General features: G+C 69.4%; 20 protein-coding genes. 11 read left to right on the top strand and 9 right to left on the bottom strand.

Going from position 1 to position 22,059, the window contains the following annotated elements; translation table 11 throughout:
• Positions 1-12: 12 nt before the first annotated feature.
• The 3 genes from OG738_RS12185 to OG738_RS12175 are packed head-to-tail and all read right to left on the bottom strand — an operon-like array spanning position 13 to position 2,701.
• The gene (locus tag OG738_RS12185; protein WP_329053692.1) at positions 13-786 is read right to left on the bottom strand and encodes an amino acid ABC transporter ATP-binding protein; all 774 of its coding nucleotides are present in this window, start codon (positions 784-786) and stop codon (positions 13-15) included.
• Positions 783-1,748: an amino acid ABC transporter permease gene (locus OG738_RS12180; protein WP_329053690.1), complete on the bottom strand. Its 966-nt coding sequence runs from the start codon at positions 1,746-1,748 to the stop codon at positions 783-785. Before OG738_RS12180 ends, OG738_RS12185 begins: the two co-directional genes overlap by 4 nt.
• 11 nt (positions 1,749-1,759) lie before the next feature.
• A complete protein-coding gene (locus OG738_RS12175; RefSeq protein ID WP_329053688.1) occupies positions 1,760-2,701 on the bottom strand; it encodes an ABC transporter substrate-binding protein in 942 nt (313 codons plus the stop codon).
• A gap of 157 nt (positions 2,702-2,858) precedes the next feature.
• Between OG738_RS12175 and OG738_RS12170 the strand changes: the two genes are divergently transcribed.
• The 3 genes from OG738_RS12170 to OG738_RS12160 are packed head-to-tail and all read left to right on the top strand — an operon-like array spanning position 2,859 to position 6,304.
• The gene (locus OG738_RS12170; RefSeq protein WP_442875892.1) at positions 2,859-4,508 is read left to right on the top strand and encodes a circularly permuted type 2 ATP-grasp protein; all 1,650 of its coding nucleotides are present in this window, start codon (positions 2,859-2,861) and stop codon (positions 4,506-4,508) included.
• Between the two features lie 9 nt (positions 4,509-4,517).
• The gene (locus tag OG738_RS12165) at positions 4,518-5,465 is read left to right on the top strand and encodes an alpha-E domain-containing protein (protein WP_329053685.1); all 948 of its coding nucleotides are present in this window, start codon (positions 4,518-4,520) and stop codon (positions 5,463-5,465) included.
• Complete coding sequence (locus OG738_RS12160) at positions 5,462-6,304, top strand: transglutaminase family protein (RefSeq protein WP_329053683.1); 843 nt, start codon at positions 5,462-5,464, stop codon at positions 6,302-6,304. Before OG738_RS12165 ends, OG738_RS12160 begins: the two co-directional genes overlap by 4 nt.
• A 35-nt stretch (positions 6,305-6,339) precedes the next feature.
• On the opposite strand, the gene OG738_RS12155 is transcribed toward OG738_RS12160, so the two are convergent.
• On the bottom strand, positions 6,340-7,758 hold the full coding sequence (locus OG738_RS12155; protein ID WP_329053681.1) for a M20/M25/M40 family metallo-hydrolase: 1,419 nt from the start codon (positions 7,756-7,758) through the stop codon (positions 6,340-6,342).
• 372 nt (positions 7,759-8,130) lie between these two features.
• Here OG738_RS12155 and pdhA point away from each other — a divergent pair, with 372 nt between their 5' ends.
• The 5 genes from pdhA to OG738_RS12130 all read left to right on the top strand — a co-directional run bounded on the left by pdhA (position 8,131) and on the right by OG738_RS12130 (position 14,357).
• Positions 8,131-9,336, top strand: a complete 1,206-nt coding sequence (pdhA, locus tag OG738_RS12150; protein WP_329053680.1) for a pyruvate dehydrogenase (acetyl-transferring) E1 component subunit alpha — start codon at positions 8,131-8,133, stop codon at positions 9,334-9,336.
• Positions 9,336-10,328: an alpha-ketoacid dehydrogenase subunit beta gene (locus tag OG738_RS12145; RefSeq protein WP_329053678.1), complete on the top strand. Its 993-nt coding sequence runs from the start codon at positions 9,336-9,338 to the stop codon at positions 10,326-10,328. The genes pdhA and OG738_RS12145 overlap by 1 nt, the downstream gene beginning before the upstream one ends.
• Positions 10,329-10,344: 16 nt before the next feature.
• Positions 10,345-11,661 (top strand): dihydrolipoamide acetyltransferase family protein, encoded by a 1,317-nt coding sequence (locus tag OG738_RS12140; protein WP_329053677.1) that lies wholly within the window; start codon positions 10,345-10,347, stop codon positions 11,659-11,661.
• A 147-nt stretch (positions 11,662-11,808) separates the two neighbouring features.
• Positions 11,809-12,390 (top strand): TetR/AcrR family transcriptional regulator, encoded by a 582-nt coding sequence (locus tag OG738_RS12135; RefSeq protein WP_329053676.1) that lies wholly within the window; start codon positions 11,809-11,811, stop codon positions 12,388-12,390.
• A 20-nt stretch (positions 12,391-12,410) separates the two neighbouring features.
• Entirely contained in the window at positions 12,411-14,357 is a 1,947-nt protein-coding gene (locus tag OG738_RS12130) for an ABC transporter ATP-binding protein (protein ID WP_329053674.1), read from the top strand.
• Here OG738_RS12130 and OG738_RS12125 read toward each other — a convergent pair.
• Positions 14,354-15,649 carry a hypothetical protein gene (locus OG738_RS12125; RefSeq protein ID WP_329053672.1) on the bottom strand — a complete coding sequence of 432 codons (1,296 nt, stop codon included), beginning with the start codon at positions 15,647-15,649 and terminating at the stop codon, positions 14,354-14,356. The genes OG738_RS12130 and OG738_RS12125 overlap by 4 nt on opposite strands.
• Before the next feature lie 68 nt (positions 15,650-15,717).
• Between OG738_RS12125 and OG738_RS12120 the strand changes: the two genes are divergently transcribed.
• Positions 15,718-16,188, top strand: coding sequence for an FxsA family protein (locus OG738_RS12120; protein WP_329053671.1), 471 nt, complete (start codon positions 15,718-15,720; stop codon positions 16,186-16,188).
• Between the two features lie 242 nt (positions 16,189-16,430).
• Here the strand turns inward: OG738_RS12120 and OG738_RS12115 are convergent, their stop codons facing one another.
• Both OG738_RS12115 and OG738_RS12110 read right to left on the bottom strand, forming a co-directional pair.
• Entirely contained in the window at positions 16,431-17,000 is a 570-nt protein-coding gene (locus OG738_RS12115; RefSeq protein ID WP_329053670.1) for an SCP2 sterol-binding domain-containing protein, read from the bottom strand.
• Between the two features lie 49 nt (positions 17,001-17,049).
• A complete protein-coding gene (locus tag OG738_RS12110; RefSeq protein ID WP_329053668.1) occupies positions 17,050-17,712 on the bottom strand; it encodes an SCP2 sterol-binding domain-containing protein in 663 nt (220 codons plus the stop codon).
• 126 nt (positions 17,713-17,838) lie between these two features.
• Between OG738_RS12110 and OG738_RS12105 the strand changes: the two genes are divergently transcribed.
• On the top strand, positions 17,839-18,495 hold the full coding sequence (locus OG738_RS12105; protein WP_329053667.1) for a TetR/AcrR family transcriptional regulator: 657 nt from the start codon (positions 17,839-17,841) through the stop codon (positions 18,493-18,495).
• On the opposite strand, the gene OG738_RS12100 is transcribed toward OG738_RS12105, so the two are convergent.
• Together OG738_RS12100 and OG738_RS12095 are read right to left on the bottom strand one after the other, a co-directional pair.
• Complete coding sequence (locus OG738_RS12100; RefSeq protein WP_329053665.1) at positions 18,487-19,329, bottom strand: MaoC family dehydratase; 843 nt, start codon at positions 19,327-19,329, stop codon at positions 18,487-18,489. The genes OG738_RS12105 and OG738_RS12100 overlap by 9 nt on opposite strands.
• 1 nt (position 19,330) lies before the next feature.
• Positions 19,331-20,665, bottom strand: coding sequence for a 3-oxoacyl-ACP reductase (locus OG738_RS12095; RefSeq protein ID WP_329053664.1), 1,335 nt, complete (start codon positions 20,663-20,665; stop codon positions 19,331-19,333).
• A 92-nt stretch (positions 20,666-20,757) separates the two neighbouring features.
• Between OG738_RS12095 and OG738_RS12090 the strand changes: the two genes are divergently transcribed.
• Complete coding sequence (locus OG738_RS12090; RefSeq protein ID WP_329053663.1) at positions 20,758-22,047, top strand: acetyl-CoA C-acetyltransferase; 1,290 nt, start codon at positions 20,758-20,760, stop codon at positions 22,045-22,047.
• The last annotated feature ends 12 nt before the right edge of the window (positions 22,048-22,059 follow it).

Genomic DNA, 22,059 nt, shown 5'->3' with positions numbered 1-22,059 from the left:
GCCGAATTCACGTCAGGCGTTGGGGTTGAGCACCCGGGCGAGGAACGACTTCGTGCGCTCCTCGCGTGGGTCGCCGATGACCTGGTCGGGCGGGCCCTCTTCGACGACAACCCCGCCGTCCATGAACAGGACCTTGTCCGCCACCTCGCGCGCGAACTGCATCTCGTGCGTGACGACGACCATGGTCATGCCGTCCTTGGCGAGCTGCTTCATCACGCCCAGGACGTCACCGACGAGCTCCGGATCCAGCGCGGACGTCGGCTCGTCGAACAGCATCAGCTTCGGTTCCATCGCGAGCGCCCGCGCGATCGCGACGCGCTGCTGCTGGCCGCCGGACAGTTGCGCCGGGTAGCTCTTCGCTTTGTCGCCGAGTCCGACGCGGTCCAGCAGCTCCAGCGCACGTTGCCGCACCTTGGCCTTCGGCTCGCGGCGCACCTGGATCGGCGCCTCCATGACGTTTTCCAGCGCGGTCATGTGCGGGAAGAGGTTGAAGCGCTGGAACACCATGCCGATGTCCTTGCGCTGGAACGCGACCTCTTTCTCACGCAGCTCGTGCAGCTTGTCACCGCGCTGCCGGTAACCGACGAGCACGCCGTCGACGTACAGCCGGCCGGCGTCGATCTTCTCGAGGTGGTTGATGCAGCGCAGCAGGGTCGACTTGCCCGAGCCGGACGGCCCGATCAGGCAGAGCACCTCCCGCTCGTGCACCTCGAGGTCGATGCCCTTGAGGACGTCGACGCTGCCGAAGCTCTTGCAGATCTTCTGCGCGGAAACGACCGGTGTCATCGGGCTGCTCCTGCTCCGCCGCGGCCGAACCGGAAGCCCAGCATCCGCGAGCGCCACTTGGCCTGGTTCGCGACGCCCCGCGACGTGCCGCGCGAGAACCGCTTCTCGATCTGCATCTGGATCAGCGTCAGGATCGACGTCATGAACAGGTACCAGACCCCCGCGGTCAGCAGCAGCGGGATGATCTTGTAGTTCTGGGCGTAGATCTGCTGCACGGACACCATCAGCTCGAAGTAGCCGATGACGACGACCAGCGACGTCGTCTTCAGCATCGCGATCGTCTCGTTGCCGGTCGGCGGGATGATCACCCGCATCGCCTGCGGCAGGATGATCCGGCGCAACGTCGTGGTGCGCTTCATCCCCAACGCGCTCGCGGCTTCCAGCTGCCCGCTGTCGACCGAGGCGATACCGCCGCGGACGATCTCGGCCATGTACGCGGCCTCGTTCAGGCCGAGGCCGAGCAGCGAAGCCGCGAACAAGTTGATCAGGTTGTTCGTGTTCCAGCTGACGAACTCCGGACCGAACGGGATCCCGAGGCCGACGCGCGGGTAGGCCGCCGCGAGGTAGTTCCAGACGAGCAGCTGCGTGATCAGCGGCGTGCCGCGGAACAGCCAGATGTAGATCCCGGCCGCACCCGACATCAACGGGTTCGGGGACAGCCGCATGACCGCGAGCAGGACGCCGCCGACGACCCCGATCACCATCGAGATGCCGGTCAGGATCAGCGTGTTCTGCAACCCCCGGAGGATCCGGTTGTCGAAGAGGTAGTCGCCGACCACGTCCCATTGCAGGTTGGAGTTGGTGACGACACTGCGCACGACGATGAAAGCGATGAAGACGATCACCGCACCGGCGACCCAGCGCCCGTAATGGCGCACCGGGATCGCACGGATCGGCTCCACATCCGGCGCCGCGGCAGGCTCCGGAGACGGCGCGGTGGACTCCGTCGACGGGCTCGACACGAAGATTCCCCTCAGCCCGCCGGGTTGATTTCCGACTTGGTGATCACGCCGACCGGGTTGAGGCCCCACTTGTCGAGGATCTTCCGGTAGGTGCCGTCGTCGATCAGCGCCTGAACGGCTCCCTGGATCGCCTGGGTGTACTGGCCCTGGTTCTTCTTCAGGGCGATGCCGTAGGGCGCGCTGTCGTACGGGTCGCCGACGACCTGCAGCGCGCCGTTGGTCTGCTTCACCGCGTAGTCGACCACCGGCGAGTCGGCCAGCATCGCCTGAGCGCGCTTCGCCGTCAGGGCGAGGTTCACATCGGTCTGGGCCGTGAGCTGCGACAGGGTGATCGCCGGCTTGCCCGCCTGCGTGCACTTGTCCGACCGGCCCTGCAGGTCGTCGACCTGGGTGGTGCCCTTCTGCACCGCGACGGTCTTGCCGCAGAGGTCGTCGAGGTTGATGTTGTCCGGGTTGCCCTTGAGCACGGCCAGCGAGGTGCCCGCCTTGTAGTAGGACACCATGTCGACCTGCTTGACCCGGTCGGCGTTGATGCTGAACGAGGACATCGCGAGCTCGTACTTGCCGGCGGCGATACCGGCGATGATGCCCGAGAAGTCGGCGTTCTGGAACTCCATCTGCAGGCCGAGCTTCTGCCCGATCGCGGTGCCGAGATCGACGTCGAAGCCGGTCGCCTTGCCGTTGTCGACGAATTCGTTCGGCGCGTAGCTCTGGTCCTGGCCGACCACGATCTTGCCGTCGGCCTTGATGTCCGCCGGCACCTCGGTCGCGAGCTTGTCGTCCTTGGCGGCCGCCGGGATCTCGCCGGCCGCGGCCGTCCCGGACGCCGCAGCCGGCGAACTCGTGGCGACACCGCCGGAGCCGTTGCCACCGGCACCGCACGCCACGGTCAGTCCGACCAGGGCGAACGCCGGCAGCAGGGCGAGCGCCTTGAGCTGGGATCCTCGGGCCACGTCGTCACTCCTCGTAGTTCTCAGTTCGTGAGAGCACGCATATTGCCACTCATCCATACCAAAGCACAGCACTGGCTAATTACGGCAACGTTTCGCACCGTGTCCATCGCCTTCGGAGTGTCGCGCACGAAGGGGCACGTGGGTGAGGATGTCGTTCATGAACGCGACCCTGCCCCGGCTGCCCCCGTCCGGTCGACGTGCGAGGAAGGCGACGACCCGCCGGATCACCCGGCCCGGGGCCCGGTTCGACGGGTACCTCTCGCCCGAACGGCCGCACGCCGGCGCCTTCGACGAGATGTTCGCGCCGGACGGGACGGTCCGCGGCCCGTACCGCGCGCTGTACGAGTCGATCGCCGCGCTCGACGCGCACGACCTGCAGTCGCGGTCGCAGGCCCTCGACCGGGCGATGGTCGACCAGGGCATCACGTTTTCGCTGTCCGGGCAGGAACGGCCGTTCCCGCTGGACCTGGTGCCGCGGGTGATCCAGGCGGCCGAGTGGACGAAGATCGAGCGCGGCGTGGCCCAGCGCGTCCGCGCGCTCGAAGCGTTCCTCGCCGACATCTACGGCGACCGCCTGATCCTGCGCGAGGGCGTGCTGCCGCGGCGGCTGATCACCTCGTGCGAGCACTTCCAGCGGGAGGCGTTCGGCATCAACCCGCCGAACGGCGTGCGCATCCACGTGTCCGGAGTGGACCTGGTGCGCGACGAGGAGGGCACGTTCCGGGTGTTGGAGGACAACCTCCGCAACCCGTCCGGGGTGTCGTACGTGATGGAGAACCGGCGGACGATGGCGCGGGTCTTCCCGGACCTGTTCGCCCAGCACCGGGTCCGGCCGGTCGGTGACTACGCGTCACACCTGCTGCGGGCGCTGCGCGCGGCGGCCGCCGCGAACGTCGCCGACCCGATGGTCGTCGTGCTCACCCCCGGCGTCTACAACTCGGCGTACTTCGAGCACTCGCTGCTGGCCCGGCTGATGGGCGTCGAGCTGGTCGAAGGCCGGGACATGTTCTGCCGCGACAACGTCGTCTACCTGCGGACCACCGAGGGCGAGCGCCAGGTCGACGTCATCTACCGGCGCATCGACGACGAGTTCCTCGATCCGGTGCACTACCGGCCGGACTCGGTGCTCGGCATCGCCGGCGTCCTCAACGCGGCGCGCGCGGGCAACGTCGTCGTCGCGAACGCGATCGGCAACGGCGTCGGCGACGACAAGCTCGTCTACACCTACGTGCCCGAGATGGTGAAGTACTACCTGAACGAAAAGCCGTTGCTGCCCAACGTGGACACGCTCCGGTGCTGGCTGCCGGACGAGTTCGACCACGTCATGGCGCACCTCGACGAGCTGGTCGTCAAGCCGGTCGAAGGCTCCGGCGGCTACGGGATCGTCTTCGGCCCCGAAGCCACCCCGGCGGAACTGGCGACGCTGCGGCGGAAGGTGCGCGCGAACCGGCGCGGCTGGATCGCGCAGCCGGTGGTCCAGCTCTCGACGGTGCCGGCCAAGGTGGAGGACCGGCTCGCGCCGCGGCACGTCGACCTGCGACCGTTCGCGGTCAACGACGGCAAGGACATCTTCGTCCTGCCCGGCGGGCTGACGCGGGTGGCGCTGCCGGAGGGCAGTTTGGTCGTCAACTCGTCGCAAGGCGGCGGTTCGAAGGACACGTGGGTGCTGGCGTCGCGGACGTCGAGCGCCGAACGCGAGCTGGAGCAGCCGGCGCTCGGCGCGGTGTCCGCAGTGGACGGTCTGGTCGCCGAGCAGGGGCCCGAGCTGTCGTTGTCTCAGCAACAGCAACAGCAGCAGCAGAGTTAGGGAGGTCCGATGCTGGCACGCAACGCGGAGTCGCTGTACTGGATCGGCCGGTACGTCGAACGCGCCGACGACACCTCCCGGATCCTCAACGTCTCGGTCCACCAGCTGCTGGAGGACGCGACGGTCGACCCCGACCACGCGAGCCGCCAGCTGCTGGCCGTCCTGGGCATCGAGTCGGAAGGCACGGAGTCCCTCGACGTCTGGAAGCTGACCGAGCTGGTGGCGTACGAGAAGGACAACCCGGCGTCGATCGTCGGCTCGATCAACTCGGCGCGCGAGAACACGCGGGGCGCGCGCGAAGTCGTCTCGACCGAGCTGTGGGAATGCCTGAACGCGACGTGGAACGCGGTCCCGGACCGGCAGCGCTACGCGCGTCGAGCCGGCCCGCATGCGTTCCTGTCGTTCGTCGAGGAGCGCGCGGCGATGTTCGCGGGGCTCGCCGACTCGACGATGTCGCGGGACGACGGCTGGCTGTTCATGGTCCTCGGCCGCTCGATCGAACGCGCCGACATGGTCGTCCGGCTGCTGCTGTCGCGGGTCGCGGACCGCGCGTCCTCACCGGGGTGGATCACGGTGCTGCGCTCGGCCGGCGCGCAGGACACGTACCTGCGGACGTACCGGGGCGCGCTGGACGCCGGGCGCGTCGTGCAGTTCCTGGTGCGGGACACGCTGTTCCCGCGTTCGGTGTTCCACGCGCTGCGCCAGGCGGAGGAATGCCTGCAGCGGCTCGACCCGGGCGGCGGCACGCGCAGCAACGAGAAGTCCGAGGCGTTGCGGCAGCTCGGCCGCGCCCGCAGCGAGCTGGAGTTCCTGCGCCCGGCGGACCTGCTGACCGACCTGCCGCGGCGGCTCGGGGCGTTGCAGACGACGATCCGGGAGATCGGGGAAACCGTGTCGTTGCAGTACTTCAGCACGTCGCCGTGGGTGGCGTGGAGCGGTGCGGAGGTTTCGCTGTGACGTGGCAGCTGCGGGTGGCGCACCGCACGGGGTACCGGTACGCGACGCCGGCGACGCAGTCGTACAACGAGGCGCGCCTGACCCCGCGTTCGGACCGCCGCCAGACGACGGTCGCGACGCGCATCGAGACGGCCCCGGCGACGCGGGCGTACCGGTACACGGACTACTGGGGCACGGTCGTGACGTCGTTCGACCTGCACGCGCCGCACACGGAGTTCACGGTGCTGGCGACGTCGGTGGTCGAGACGGCGGATGAGGCCGAGCCGATCCGCACGGCGTCGTGGAAGGATCTGCGTTCGGACACGGTCGTCGACCACCGCACCGAGTACCTGACCCCGACCGACTACACCCCGCACGACGCGACGTTGGCGCGCGAGGCCCGCGCGCTGCGGACGGGGTTGGATCCGGCGGAGTCGGTGCTGGCGGTGTGCGAGTGGGTCAACAAGCAGCTGAAGTACCAACCGGGCACCACCGGCGTCCACTCGACGGCGACCGACGCCTGGCAGGCACGGGAAGGCGTGTGCCAGGACTTCGCGCACGTGACGCTGGTGATGCTGCGCGCGATCGGCGTCCCGGCGCGGTACGTCTCGGGGTACCTGCACACGAAACCGGACGCGAAGCTCGGCGAGGTGGTGGAGGGCGAATCGCACGCCTGGGTCGACGTCTGGACCGGCGGCTGGTGGGCGTACGACCCGACGAACGCGATCCCGGTCGGGCCGCGGCACGTGTGGGTGGCGATGGGGCGCGACTACGCCGACGTGGCGCCGTTGAAGGGGATCTTCACCGGAGGTGGGCAGTCCACTTTGGACGTCTCGGTCCACCTGACCCGGCTGGCCTGAGCGGCGCTCTCCGGGAAAGCGCCGCTCAGGGGAAATCAGCCCCGGGCGTGGGCGTCCAGGATGTGCGCGACGGCCTCCGTGACCCGCTGCGCGTAGTCCAGGTGCAGCCACTCGTCCGGCACGTGGATGTTCGAGTCCGCGCCGCACGCGCCCGTCACCAGGAACTGCGCGTCCGGGTACTTGCGCGAGAGCAGGCCCATGAACGGGATCGAGCCGCCCATGCCGGTCGCGCGGTGGGGCTGGCCGAAGACCTCGTCGCCGACCGTGCGAAGGGCGTTCGTCAGCCAGGGCGACTCGGTCGGCGCGTTCCAGCCGTCCTCCGCCTGCGGTGAGCCGAAGGTGACCTTCGCGCCGTACGGGACGTCGGTGGTCAGGGCCTTCTTCACGGCTTCGAGCCCCTTCGCGGCGTCGGCCGTCGGAGGGAGGCGGAAGCTCAGGGTCAACGTCGTGCTCTCGCGCAGGACGTTCCCCGCGTCGGCCGGCTTCGGGAAGCCGTCCGCGCCGATCACCGACAGCGTCGGGCGCCACGCGTTGTTGAGCATCAGTTCCAGCGCGTCCTCGGACATCACGCGGCCGCCTTCGACCAGCGGGAACGCCTTCGCCAGCGCCTCGGGGAAGTCCTGCGAGACGGCCTTCAGCTCGGCCAGCCGGTCCGCCGGGACGTCCACCTTGAGCTCGTCGAGCAGCAGCTCACCGGTGGCACTGTCCTCGAGCCGCTCGATCAGGCGTCGCAGGATCCGGAACGAGCTGGCGACGACGCCCGAAGCGACGCCGGAGTGCTGCGCCGAGCTCAGCAGCTGGACCGTGACGTCGACGTGCAGCATCCCGCGCAGGCTCGTGACCAGCCACAACCGCTCGTAGTCGCTGCCGCCGGCGTCGAGGCAGACCACCAGGGACACGTCGCCGATGCGGTCGGCCAGGTGCTCGACGTACGCCGGGAGGTCGGGGCTGCCGGACTCCTCGCCGGTCTCCAGGAGCACCACGATCCGGGCGTGCTCGCCGCCGGCCGCGTGGACGGCTTCGATCGCCGTCGTCGCCGCGTAGCCGGAGTAGCCGTCGTCGACGGAGCCGCGGCCGTACAGGCGGCCGTCGCGGATCACCGGGGTCCACGGGCCGAGGCCCTCGGACCAGCCGCCGACCGGGGGCTGCTTGTCGAGGTGGCCGTACATCAGGACGGTGCCCTTGTCCGCCGCGCCCGGGGTCGCCGGGACGTCGACGAGCAGCAGGGGCGTGCGGCCTTCGAGCCGCACGACGTCCAGGGCCGCGCCGGGCAGGTCGCGCGCGGCGATCCACGCGCGGACGTGGTCGACGGCGGCGGCCAGGTGACCGGTCGTCGCCCACTCGGCGTCGAAGGCCGGGGACAAGGCGGGGATGGCCACCAGCCCGGACAGGCTCGGGATGACGTCGTCGGTCCACGACGCCACAACGGATTCACGAACGGATTTCTGCTCCACGCCGCCCATCGTGCCACGCACGTCCCAGCGTGCGGCACATCACAACGACGTCCCCTGACCAGGTGATCACGCAGGCGCACGGTCGCGTGCTCGTGCGGCCACTCCTGGTGAGCGCGCGGACCGACTACCTACTCTCGTAGGTCCGATGCTCGGGCTTCCAAGCGTTTTCCCTGTTCAGGGCCCCTTTCTCAGCAACAAATCAGCAACCGTGTCTGACCAAAGCGCGGGCCTTCGTGCCAGGATGTCGGCGTGAACCGTCAACGCCGACGGTGACCGAGCGCTTCGGAGACCCGAACCGCTGGTCCCCGCCGGTGCAGTCGCTGTGGTCGCCACAAGCGGCCGCCAGAGGCACCGACACGAGGAGTACCGCCCATGCCGTCCGAACAGTGGACGCACCCGGAGCCTGGAGACGGGCCGGCCGCCGTCGCGGCTCAGCCGTCCCCCGAGCAGGTGATCGCCGGATTGCGAGCGACCAGCGAAGGTGGCGCTGAGCTGACTCAGCTGCTCACCCCCGAAGGCGAACGGGTCCCGTCGCCCCAGTTCGACAAGTACGTCGACGACATCGACGACGAAGCCCTGCGCGGCCTGTACCGCGACATGGTGCTCGTCCGCCGCGCGGACCGCGAAGCCAACGCGATGCAGCGCCAGGGCCAGCTCGGCATCTGGGTCCCGCTGCTCGGCCAGGAGGCCGCGCAGATCGGGTCGGGCCGCGCGCTGAAGAAGAACGACATGGCCTTCCCGAGCTACCGCGAGCACGGCGTCGCGTACGCGCGCGGGGTCGACATGAAGGACCTGCTCGGGATCTTCCGCTGCACCGACCACAGCGGCTGGGACTACCAGGGCCACGGCTTCCACCCGTACACCATCGTGATCGGCAATCAGGTGCTCAACGCCGCCGGGTACGCGATGGGCCAGAAGTTCGAGGGCAAGGTCGGTGACGACGACGGCGAAGCCACGATCTGCTACTTCGGTGACGGCGCGACCTCGCAGGGCGACGTCCACGAGGGCTTCGTCTGGGCCGCGGTCTACGACGCGCCGCTCGTGTTCTTCTGCCAGAACAACCAGTGGGCGATCTCCGAGCCGACCGAGCGCCAGTCGCGCCTGCCGCTGTACCAGCGCGCCCGCGGCTACGGCTTCCCCGGCATCCGCGTCGACGGCAACGACGTCCTGGCCTGCCTCGCGGTGTCCCGCTGGGCGCTCGACGAGTGCCGCCACGGCAACGGACCCGTCCTGATCGAGGCGTTCACCTACCGGATGGACGCGCACACGACGACCGACGACCCGTCGCGCTACCGCCTCTCCGACGAGCTGGAGGAGTGGAAGCTCAAGGACCCGATCGAGCGCGTCCGGGCGTTCCTGGCCCGCAAGGGCGGCGCCGACCACGAGTTCTTCGACCAGGTCCAGGCCGACGCCGACGCCTTCGCCGCCGACCTGCGCGAGTACACGTTCAACATGCCGGAGCCGCCGCCGGAGCGGATCTTCAGCAACGTCTACGCCGAGGGCAACCCGGTGCTCGAGGCGCAGCGCGAAGAGTTCCTCTCCTACCTCGACGGCTTCGCAGCGGCGGGTGAGCACTGATGACCGACCTCCAGAAACTCACCATCGGCAAGGCGCTCAACCTCGGCCTGCGCCGCGCCATGGAAGAAGACCCCAAGGTCCTGATCATGGGCGAGGACGTCGGCAAGCTCGGCGGCGTCTTCCGGATCACCGACGGCCTCCAGAAGGACTTCGGCGAGCAGCGCGTGCTGGACACGCCGCTCGCGGAGTCCGGCATCATCGGCACCGCGGTCGGCCTGGCCGTGCGCGGCTTCCGGCCGGTGTGCGAGATCCAGTTCGAGGGCTTCATCTTCCCGGGCTTCGACCAGATCTCCTCGCAGCTGGCGAAGCTGCACTACCGGACGCAGGGCAAGGTCAAGATGCCCGTCGTGATCCGGGTGCCGTTCGGCGGCGGGATCGGCGCGGTCGAGCACCACTCGGAGTCCCCGGAGTCGCTGTTCGCGCACATCCCGGGCTTGAAGGTGGTGTCCATTTCGAACGCCGTCGACGCCTACTGGGGCATCCAGCAGGCGATCACGTCGGACGACCCGGTCCTGTTCTTCGAGCCGAAGCGGCTGTACCACTCGGGCGCGCTGCGCGCGGAGATCGACGTCGCGGGCACGCCGACGCCGGTGTTCTCCTCGCAGGTCGTCCGCGAGGGCACGACCGCGACGGTCGTCGCGTACGGGCCTTCGGTGAAGGTCGCCCTCGACGCGGCCGCCGCGGCGGAGGACGAAGGCAAGACGCTCGAGGTCATCGACCTGCGCACGCTCTCGCCGCTGGACCTCGGCCCGGTGTTCGAGTCGGTGCGCAAGACCGGACGGCTGATCGCGCTGTCGGAGGCGCCGTCCGAGTCGTCGCTGACCTCGGAGATCGCCGCGCGCGTCCAGCAGGAGTGCTTCTACTCGCTGGAAGCGCCCGTCCTCCGGGTGACCGGGTTCGACACGCCGTACCCGCCGGCCAAGCTCGAGGAGCACTACCTCCCCGACCTGGACCGGGTGCTGCACGCCGTCGACCGCTCGCTCGCCTGGTAAGGGGGATTTCCGCGCAATGCCTACGTACAAACAGTTCCCCTTGGCCGACACGGCGGAGGGGCTGACCGAAGCCGACATCCTGTCCTGGCACGTGAAGCCGGGCGACACCGTGACGGTCAACCAGATCGTCGTCGAGATCGAGACCGCGAAGGCCGCCGTCGAGCTGCCGATCCCGTGGGCCGGGGTCGTCACGGAGCTGCACGTCCAGCCGGGGCAGACGGTGGAGGTCGGCACACCGATCCTCACCATCGACGTCGACCCGGGCGGTGCCGCCGCTCCCGCGCCGACCGCCGCTCCGGCCGCGGCCGCGCCTGCTTCGGCTCCCGCCGAGGAAGAGGAGATGAAGCCGCTGGTCGGCTACGGCTCCAAGGCCGTCGTCACACAGCGGCGGGCCCGCAAGGGATCGGAACCTGCTCCGGTAGCTGCTGTCGCCGCGCCTCCCGCACCTGCTCCGGCCGCTCCGCGCGGCGGGTACGTCCCGCTGGCGAAACCGCCGGTGCGCAAGCTGGCGAAGGATCTCGGCGTTGACCTGCACGCGCTGACCGGCACCGCGTCCGGTGGCGTGATCACCCGCGAGGACGTCGAGCGGGCCGCCAACGGCACCCCGGTCGTCGAGTCCCGGGTGGACAGCGGAACGCGCGAGCGGCGCGTCCCGATCAAGGGCGTCCGGAAGATGACCGCGGTCGCGATGGTGCAGAGCGCGTACACCGCTCCGCACGTCACGGAGTTCCTGACCATCGACGTCACGCCGATGATGGAGTTCCGCGAGAAGCTGAAGAAGTCGCGGGAGTTCGCCGGGGTGAAGGTCACGCCGCTGACGTTCGCGGCGAAGGCCGTGTGCCTGGCGGCTAAGCGCACTCCGGACATCAACGCGGTGTGGGACGAGGCCGCCCAGGAGATCGTCTTCAAGGACTACGTGCACCTCGGGATCGCGGCGGCGACCCCGCGCGGCCTGATCGTGCCCAAGGTCCGTGACGCCGATTCGATGTCGCTGAAGGAGCTGGCGCAGGCGCTGACGGCGCTGACGGACACCGCTCGCGAGGGCAAGACGTCGCCGGCGGACATGGCGAACGGCACGATCACGATCACGAACGTGGGCGTGTTCGGCGTCGACACCGGCACGCCGATCATCAACCCGGGCGAGTCCGCGATCCTGTGCCTCGGCGCGATCAAGGACCAGCCGTGGGTCGTCGACGGCGAGATCAAGGTCCGCAAGGTGCTCCAGCTGTCGCTGAGCTTCGACCACCGCGTGGTCGACGGCCAGCAGGGCTCGGAGTTCCTGGCCGACGTCGGCGCCCTGCTGGCCGACCCGGCCATGGCGATGACCTACTGAGCTTTCGCCGGTCGAGGGCCGCTCCGGGGTTCCCGGGGCGGCCCTCGCTGCTTTCGCCGACAGCAAACCCGCTTGACGGAGTGAGCGCTCACTCCGCACACTGATCGCATGACACCAGCATCCGAAACCCGGCGAAGAGCGCCGGGCATGAGCGTCGAAGCCCGGCGCGCCATGATCGTGCACGCGGTGCTGCCGCTGCTCATGGAGCACGGCTCGAACGTGACGACCAGCCAGATCGCCCGCGCCGCCGGCATCGGCGAGGGCACCATCTTCCGCGCGTTCAAGGACAAGGACGAGCTGTTCGACGCCTGCACCGCGGAGGCGCTGCGGCCCGACCACGTGCTCGACGCGATCGCCGAAATCCCGGTGGACCAGCCCTTGGCGGACCGGCTCGTCGAAGCCGCCGAAGCGCTCGGCGCGCACCTCGAGCGGATGGGCGCGCTGATGGGCGCCCTGCACGCGTCCGGCCGGATCAAGCACCGCGACCCCGAACAGCGCCTCCGGGGCAGCTGGAAGGGCGGCCGCCGCGAGTCGATGGCCGCGATGCGCGGCGCGATGACCGAGCTGTTCGAACCCGAGAAGGATCGCCTGCGGCTGCCACCCGAGCACCTGGCCGCCCTTTTCCTGACCATGCTGTTCGGCGGCCGCCGGATGGCGCCGGACGACGACGCCCCCACCACGCGCCAGGTGGTCGACGTCTTCCTGCACGGCGCTGTGGAGGCCGAGTGATCCCGGGCGGTGGGGGCGGCATGGAGTTCATGCTTGCCCGGCGCGGAAAACGCAGGCACGCCACGACGGTCCCGGAAAGCGGGCTCACCGGACCGGTCGACATCCCCGAGCCCAAGCCGGAGGACCAGCCGAAGGACCTTCGTTCGCGACTCAAGCGGGCGAAGACGTCCGCGGCGGGCACGGTCCGCGGCCTGCCGAAGGTCGTGAAGCTGACGTGGCAGGCCAGCCCGGTCCTGACGATTCTCCTGGCGCTGATCACGCTGCTTTCGGGCCTCTTGCCGACTGTGACCGCGTACATCGCGAAGCTGCTGCTCGACTCGGTCGTCGCGGCGATCCAGCACAAGGGCACCACCGGCGACATCGTGAACGTCGCGCTGTTCCAGTTCGGCGTGCTCGCCGCGACCGCGATCAGCAGCGCCATGACGTCGATCGCGCAGTCGCTGCTGCAGGAACGCATGACACTGACCATCCGCCACCAGGTGATGGCGCACGCCAGCGAGCTGCACCTCGCGTACTTCGAGGGCTCGACGTCCTACGACATGCTGCGCCAGGCCGCGCAGGAAGCGCCGACGCGGCCGTTGTCGATGATGAACTCCGCGCTGGGCCTGGTCCGGACGCTCATCACGTTCGGCAGCATGGTCGCGCTGCTCGTCTCGATCAGCCCGCTGCTCGCGCTGGTCGCGCTGCTGGCGCCGATCCCGGCGTTCATTTCGCAGTCGAAGTACGGCTCACGCGCGTTCTGGCTGACGTTCCTGATGTCGCCGATCAAGCGGCGGATGGACTACCTGTCCTCGCTGGTCACGACGGACACGTACGCCAAGGAGACGAAGCTGTTCGGGCTCGGCCCGTACTTCGTCGACCGGTTCCGCCGGCTCGGCCTCGTCTCGTACGAGCGGCAGCGGAAGCTGACGATCAACCGCAACATCAGCTCGACGTCGTGGGGGCTGCTGAGCACGTTCGCGGGCTCGGCGATCGCGCTGTACATCGCCCTGGAGGCGGTCGGCGGCCGGCTGACGCTCGGCGACCTGGCGCTGTACACGGCCGCGGCGACGTCCGTGCAGACGTCGGTGTCCGGCCTGTTCACCGCGTTTTCCGGGATGTACGAGAACAACCTCTACCTCGACACGCTGTACCGCTTCCTGGACACGGAGCCAGAGATCACGGCGCCCGCCGAGCCGCGGCCCGTTCCCTCTGTTGTGGAGGGTCACATCGAATTCGATTCGGTCACGTTCGCGTACCCGGGTTCGGAGGAGCCGGCCCTGGAGGACGTCAGCTTCGAAATCCGCCCGGGCGAGACGGTCGCGGTGGTGGGCCGCAACGGCGCGGGAAAGTCGACGCTGTTCAAGCTGCTTTGCCGGCTCTACGACCCGACCGCCGGCCGGATTCTTCTGGACGGCGTCGACATCCGCGAGTACGACCCGGTGGAGCTGCGGACGCGGATCAGCGCGATGTTCCAGGACTACGTGACGTACCAGGGAACGGCGGCGGAGAACATCGGCCTCGGCGACCTGAACCGGCTGGAAGACCGTCCGCACATCGAGGACTCGGCCCGTCGTGCCGGAGCGGACGAGCGCATCGAGCGCCTGCCGCGAAGTTACGACAGCCCGCTCGGACGCTGGTTCGACCAGGGCGTCAGCCTTTCCGGCGGCGAGTGGCAGAAGATCGCTTTGGCGCGGGCGTTCCAGCGCGAGGCGCCGATCCTGATCCTCGACGAGCCGACGTCGGCGCTGGACGCCCAGGCGGAGCACGACCTGTTCTCGCGGCTGCGTGAGCTGTCCGAAGGCCGGACGACGCTGTACATCTCGCACCGGTTCTCGACCGTGCGGCAGGCGGAGCGGATCCTGCTGCTGGACCACGGGAAGGTGGCGGAGTACGGCACGCACGAGGAGTTGATGGCGGCGAAGGCGGGGTACGCCGAGCTGTTCACGCTCCAGGCGCGGGCGTACCTGGACGAGGTGCCGAGCTAGGCCGTGGCGTAGTGGCCGGGCAGCGAGGTGCCACCGCGCAGCTCGTTGTTCGGCCACGGGTGCGTCTGCGGGTGTTCGCCGGTGTCGGCGACGGTCACGGTGTCGAGCACGCAGTCCGCGAGCTTGACCCCCTGGCCGCCCCGGCCGAGTTCGATCCGGCACCGCTCGAACCGGCAGTTCTCGGCGAGCAGCGGCACCAGGGAGAACGGCTGGTCGTCGAGGCCGATCGAGAGGTCGAGTTCGAGGTCCGCGAAGTCGCACCGGTCGAACACCAGCCGGCCGAAGGTGAAGTCCAGCTGGGAGAAGTCGACGGCGGGCGCCCGGAAGCGGCAGCGGAAGAAGGCCACCGACGAGGACTGCAGGTAGCCGTCGGCGAAGTCGACCTTCTCGCCGACGAACTCGGCACCGACGAATTCGGCCTTGCCGGAGGTGAAGGTCATCCCGCCGAAGTTCGTTTCGGCGGCGGAGAACCGGGTGCCGTGACAGCTCAGCAACTTCCCGAACTCGGCGCCGGCGAACGAAGCGACTCCGCCCACGAAATTCGCCCCGTCGAACAGGACCTCACCACTGAACTTCCGCCGCGCGAAATCGGCGTTCTCGAAGGTGACGCCGGTGAAGTCGAAGTCGAGCGCGGACCAGGACAGTTTTCCGCTCTGGCGGGTGCGGTCGCGGATCACGCGCAGGATCGCCTCCCGCACCTGGTCTTCGCCGTCGGCTTCGCGGGTGATCCGGAGATAGCCGCACAGGACGTCGACGCAGACCTGGCGCTTGTCGGCCCAGTCGTCGCCCAAGCCGGCCATGGCGTAGACCCCGGCGAGCCGGACGGCAGCGTTGTCGTTGGCCAGCTGCTCGGCCGCGCTGCCGAACCGTTCGTTGAACTTCTGGACCGTTTCGCGCTCGGCCCGCTGAACGGCCAGGTCGTGCTCGTCTTCGGCGACCCGCTGCTTCCGGTAGTTGACGGCGAGCAGCACGACCCCGCCGAACCCGGCGACCACGGAGAGGGCGATCTTCAGCAGGTCGAGCACCTGGGCGACGTCGAACTGCCCGGCACTGGGCAGCCGGGGCCAGCCGAGGAACCAGAGCAGGCCACCCCCGGTCGCCCCGGCGACGAGCAGAGCGACGACGAGCCAGCCGAGGACGGACACGACCATCCCGCGCCGCCCGGCCTTCCGCGCCGGGCGAGTCCAGGTGACCCCGGGGAACGCCGAATTCCGCCGACGCCCCCGCCAGACGACCCACAGGGCCAGAACCAGGCACAACGCGATGAGAAGCCAGCGGAGCCAGTCGGACACGAGGGGTGAGACTAGCCGGTGCTCCCGGGGCGCGGGAGCAAATCGGACAGGTCGTTCGTTGTCCGGGTATGGCTGTCGCGTTCTTGCTCTACGTCTTCGCCGAGATTGCCGCGATCTGGGCGGTGGGTTCGGCTGTCGGCGTGCTCGGCACGCTGGGCCTCCTGCTGGCCGGCGCCTTCATCGGCTCTTGGCTCGCTCGCCGCGAAGGCGCCAAGGCGATGCGGGCGTTCATGGAGACGGCTCGGGCCGGGCGACCGGCGGAGAAGGAACTCACCGACGGAATGTTGGTGGGTCTCGGCGGCGTGTTGATCCTGGTCCCTGGGTTCGTCAGTGACGTCATCGGGCTGCTGTTGATGTTGCCGCCTTCGCGGGCGGTGGCGCGCAAGCTTTGGCTTCGCCGGTTGGAGAAGCGAGCTGTTCGGTTCGCCAACCAACGCCGGGGGCCGGTGATGGTGGTGGACAGCGAGGTGGTTCCGGAACAGCCAGAGCCTCGCCGCGACCAGCCGACGGTGATCGAGGGTCGCGTCATCGAGGGTTAGACCGGTCCTACAACTCGCGCTCGATGTCCGCAAGAGCCTTCATTCCTCGGAGAAGATGTTGCGTGCACGGCCGGTTGACGGCGCGTAGTTTGTCGAAGACCTTGCCGTCGATGAGGTAGTCGGGGTTTCTGCCGTTCGGCGACGTTGGCGGGTTTTGCTCGACGTCATAGCCCGCGCGGGAGAGTGTGGTCGCCGATCGCCTACAGCCCGGTCATGGAGGTAGTGTCAACGGACGCCGAAGACTAGTCAGTGCTTGGCTTGGGGATGTCGAAGTAGCTGGAGAACCGGACCGCCGGGGCGTACTCACCCTTCACCTTCACCCGCCCCGTCACGAACATCGCCGCCACCGCCGCATTGCCCGTGGCCATCCGGATGAAGTCGTCCACCGACAGCGTGATCGTCGTGTCCGGCGTTCGGGACAGGTCGGTCGATGAAACGCACAGACCGTCCTCGATCACCGTCTGGAAACGGTCGTAGCCGTCCTCTCCGGTGCCGTCCGAGAAGCGCCAGGAAACCACGAAATCGACGTGGCGGGCACGTTCCGGTAAGAAATGCTCGGACATTCGGCGGAATACCTCGTCCAGGAACACCGGACGCAGCTCCGGGTGGTCTGCGATGGCCTTCAGCTGGTCGCGGGACGCTCGGCGAACCACGTCCACCAGGACATCCGTCGACAGGGAGCTCAGCTCGATGCCCGCGCCGGACTCGCCCAGCATGTGCAGTGTTTCCAGGACCTGGATGAACTGCTCGGGCGTCAGGTTGGCGATGACCAGCTGGTCCGCGAACGCGTTGACCGCGTGGCCGGCGCGCACACCGCGGGGCCGGGAAAGGCGCCACTTCGCTTTTCGGGGCACGGACGGACTATACGGGGTGGGGGAGGTCGAAGAATCCGATCAGGCCCGCCGCGAAGGCCAGGTCGCCCTTGACCTTGATCCTTCCCGTGACGAACAGCACCGCCGGCGTCGCCTGGTGGGTGATCAGGCGGAAGAAGTCCGCGGGCGCGATCGTGATCGTGACCCGGGGAGAGGAGCGCGTGTCGCGGGTCACCGTGCACGAGCCGTGCGAAATCACCGTCTCGTAGCGGTCGTAGCCGCCTTCGCCGATGCCGCCCGACAGCCTCCAGTGGACCACCGCGTGCAGGTCGCGGGCCCGATCGGGGCGGATGTGCGCGCCCATGCGGGCGAAGATCTCGTCCAGGACGCGCTCGCGCAGGGGCCGCTCGGCGACGACGCTCTCGAGTTGCGCGCGCGACGCCGAGGCCACCAGGGAGGCGAAGCGCGCCGGGTCGACCTTGCTCAGGTCGAACGCCGGTGCGCGCTCGGCCAGCCGCAACAGCGTGCTCAGCAGGCGGCGGAAATCATCCTTGCCGAGATCGCGTGGGTTGACCGCGTCGGCGAGCGCGTTGACGTCGAGGGTGTGCGCTTCGGGGCCGAGCGGGTCGAGCCGCTCCAGTGCGTCCAGGAGCGCCGCCCCACGGAGCTCCGCGACCTGATCTGCGCTGGTCATCCCGGCGTTGTCGGCCATGGTCACTCCCTCTCAAGTTACTCACCCGTAGGCTACCCGCCAGTAGGTAGGCGGGCAAGCGTGCCGAAATCACCCTCCCGGGGCAGCGCCCGGTACCGTCTCCGGGCAGCAACAGGGAGGTCCAGCGTGTCAGAGGATGATCAGCGTCCGCCCGAGCGGGCCCGGCGGCTGCCGCGCGCGGTACGCGAGCGGCAGATCCTGGACGCCGCCGTCCAGGTGTTCTCGCGCCACGGCTACCACGCGGCCTCGATGGACGAGATCTCCGACGTCGCCGGCGTCTCGAAGCCGATGATCTACACCTACCTCGGGTCCAAGGAGGACCTGTTCGGTGCGTGCATCCGCCGCGAGGCGACGCGGCTGCTCGAGGCCATCCAGGCCGGCGTCCAGCCTGACCTGCCGCCGGACATGCAGCTTTGGCACGGCCTGCGGTCGTTCTACCGCTTCGTCGCGGAGTACCGCGAGTCGTGGACGGTGCTGCACCGCCAGGCCCTGACCGTCGGTGGCACGTTCGCCGCGGAGGTCACCGACATGCGGGTACGCGCGATCCAGCTGGTCGCGGCCCTGGTCGTGTCGGCGGGCACCCGCAAGGGCGTCGGCGAGCAGGCCGAGTTCTCCGGCGAAGGCCTGTCCGCGGCCCTGGTCGGGGCGGCCGAGTCGCTGGCCGACTGGGCCCTCGACCACCCCGACATCTCCGACGGCGTCCTCGCGTCCTGGCTGATGAACCTCGTCTGGCTGGGCTTCAACGACCTCATCGAGGGCGCGGTCTGGAAGCCGTCAGAGTGAGCTGATCGAGCCTTCCAGGTGCGGCTTCGACTTGCTCCACAGCTCGAACGCCCAGCCCTCCGGGGTGGCCCACGACGTGAACGACGCCTTGGCCGGCAGCAGCACCGGCTGCTTGAAGCGGACGTCGATCGTGAACGCCGACGGCAGCCGGCCTTCGAAGGCGGCCAGTGCGTGGGCCTTCGTCCACATGCCGTGGGCGATCGCCTTCGGGAAGCCGAACAGGCGGGCCGTCAGCGGGTGCAGGTGGATCGGGTTGCGGTCGCCCGACACTTCCGCGTACCGCCGGCCGATGTCGGCCGGGACGCGCCAGATCGCGTCCGGGGTCGGCGGCACCAGCTGGTCTCGCCGCGAAGAAGAACCCGAGGAAGAGCCGCGACGCAGGTACGTGCTGACGTCGACCCACACCAGGTCGTCCCCGGCCCAGGCTTCGCTGACGACGTCGAACTGACGGCCCTTCTCGTGCGGGCGCAGGTTCTCCGCGCGCACGCGCACGGTCAGCGGCTCGTCCAGGCGCAGCGCGCGGTGCTGGGTGATGCGGTTCGCCACGTGCACCATGCCGAGCAGCGGGAACGGGAACCCCGGCTCGGTCATCAGCGCCATCTGCAGCGGGAACGCCAGCATGTGCGGGTACGTCACCGGCAGCTCGTCGCTCAGCCGGAAGCCGCAGACCGTGTCGTACGCCGCCACGTGCGCCGGGTCGACGACGACACCGGTGCGCACCAGCTCGGTGTCCGGCAAAGCCGAGCCGGACGGCTTGCGCAGGACACCGCCGAGCAGGGCCTTCGGGTACAGCGTCGCCAGGCTGGGCGTGCTGTCGAGTTCGCGGATCGCCACGTCACGCTCCCAGCAGGGCCTGGCCGCAGACGCGGACCACGTTGCCGTTCACCGCGGCCGACGCCGGGTTCGCGTACCAGGCGATCGTCTCGGCGACGTCGACCGGCAGGCCGCCCTGGCCGAGGCTCGACAGCCGCCGCCCGGCCTCGCGGATGAACAGCGGGACCGCCGCGGTCATTTTGGTCTCGATGAACCCGGGCGCGACGGCGTTGATCGTGCCGCCGTACGCCGCGAGCTGCGGCGCGCCGACGTTCACCATGCCGATCACACCCGCCTTCGACGTCGCGTAGTTCGTCTGGCCGACGTTGCCGGCGATCCCGGCGATCGACGAGACGCCGATGATGCGGCCGTTCTCGTTCAGCACGCGATCGCCGAGCAGCTTGTCGTTCACCGCGAGCTGCGCCGCCAGGTTCACCGCGATCACCGAGTCCCACGCGCTCTCGCTCATGTTGCCCAGCGTCTTGTCGCGCGTGATGCCCGCGTTGTGGACAACGACGTCGACACCGCCGTGACGCTCCTTCAGGTACTCCGCGAGCTTCGCGGGCGCGCTGGGCGAAGTGATGTCGAGCTGCAGCGACGAGCCGCCGATCTTGTTCGCCACCTTCGACAGGTCGCCGCCCTGGGCGGGGATGTCGAGTGCGACGACGTGCGCGCCGTCGCGGGCCAGCACCTCGGCGATCGCCGCGCCGATGCCGCGCGACGCGCCGGTGACCAAGGCGACCTTGCCGTCGAGGGGCTTCTCCCAGTTCGACGGCGCGGACGCCGTCTTGCCCTCGGCGCCGATCCGGATGACCTGCGCGTCGACGAACGCCGACTTCGCGGAGAGCAGGAAGCGCAGCGTTGACTCCGTCGCCTCTTCGGCGCCTTCGGCGACGTACACGAGCTGAGCCGTCGCGCCGCGCTTCAGCTCCTTACCGACGGAGCGCACGAAGCCCTCGAGAGCGCGCTGGGCGATCCGCTCGCGGCCTTCGACCTGCTCCGGCGGCGTGCCCAGGACGACGACCCGGCCGGACGGCCCGACGCTGCGGATCACCGGGTGGAAGAAGTCGTAGACCTCACGCAGGCGCGCGGGGTCGGTGATGCCGGTGGCGTCGAAGACGAGCGCCGCGTGCCGGTCGACCGCCGAGGTGACGACCTCGATGCCGGCGTCGGCCAGCTGGTCGCGAAGGGTCTTTTCCAGCCGTCCGCCGGGCGCGGCGCCGAGAAGTGCGGGACCCTCGAGGGCGGGTTGCCCGGGCTGGTACCGGCGCAGCGTGGCGGGGTTGGGCAGGCCGAGCTTCGGCACCACGAACTTCCCCACCGGGGTTTTCGTGAACTGCTGGTACCTGTCAGCCATCGGTTGCCTCCCGTGCAGTCTGCGTCACGTCGCAGTCTAACCTACTCCCCAGTAGGTTACAGTGTGAGAGAGCCGACCAGAGAGGTGGAGTCATGCCGCCGAAGAAGACGCCTGCCGTTCGCAAGGTCGCGATCATCGGGGGCAACCGCATCCCCTTCGCGCGATCCAACGGCCCGTACGCGAAAGCGTCGAACCAGGACATGTTCACCGCGGCGCTCGACGGCCTGGTCAGCCGTTTCTCGCTGCAGGGCGAGGTGATCGGCGAGGTCGCCGCCGGCGCCGTGCTCAAGCACTCGAAGGACTTCAACCTGGCCCGCGAGAGCGTGCTGGGCAGCAAGCTCTCGCCCGCGACGCCCGCGTCCGACGTCCAGATGGCGTGCGGCACCGGCCTGCAGGCCATCGTCAACGTCGCGAACAAGATCGCGCTGGGCCAGATCGATTCGGCCATCGCCGGCGGCGTCGACACGACGAGCGACGCGCCGCTGGCCGTGAACGAAGACCTGCGCCAGATCCTCATCGGGCTGAACGCCGCCAAGACGCTCGGCGACCGGCTCAAGCTCGTCGCGAAGATCCGACCAGGACACATCGTCCCGGCGATCCCGCGCAACGAAGAGCCGCGCACCGGCCTCTCGATGGGCGAGCACGCGGCGCTGACAGCGAAGGTCTGGGAGATCACCCGCGAGGCGCAGGACGAGCTGGCCGCGAGCAGTCATCAGAAGCTCGCCGCCGCTTACGACCGCGGCTTCTTCGACGACCTCGTGACGCCGTTCCTCAAGCTCGCGCGTGACCAGAACCTGCGCGCCGACTCGACCGCGGAGAAGCTCGCCAAGCTCAAGCCGGCCTTCGGCGGTCCGGGCGGCACGATGACGGCGGGCAACTCGACGCCGCTGACCGACGGCGCGTCGACCGTCCTGCTCGCCACCGACGAGTGGGCGAAGGCGCACAAGCTGCCGGTGCTGGCGTACCTGACGTTCTCGCAGACCGCGGCCGTCGACTACGTTCACGGTGAAGAGGGCCTGCTCATGGCGCCCGCGTACGCCGTGCCGCGGATGCTCGCGCGGGCCGGGCTTTCGCTGCAGGACTTCGACTTCTACGAGATCCACGAGGCGTTCGCGTCGCAGGTGCTGGCCACGCTGAAGGCGTGGGAGGACCCGGTGTTCGCCAAGGAGAAGCTGGAGCTGGACGCGCCGCTCGGCGCGATCGACCGGGCGAAGCTCAACGTCAACGGCTCGTCGCTGGCGGCCGGGCACCCGTTCGCCGCGACCGGCGGCCGGATCGTCGCGACGCTGGCGAAGCTGCTGCACGAGAAGGGATCCGGCCGCGGCCTGATCTCGATCTGCGCGGCCGGCGGCCAGGGCGTCACCGCGATCCTGGAGAAGTAACGCGCACGAAAA

Source organism: Amycolatopsis sp. NBC_01488, from assembly GCF_036227105.1.
Taxonomy (GTDB): Bacteria; Actinomycetota; Actinomycetes; order Mycobacteriales; family Pseudonocardiaceae; genus Amycolatopsis.
The sequence above is the reverse complement of the archived record's forward strand: the minus strand, read 5'-3'. Positions and strand labels throughout refer to the sequence as shown.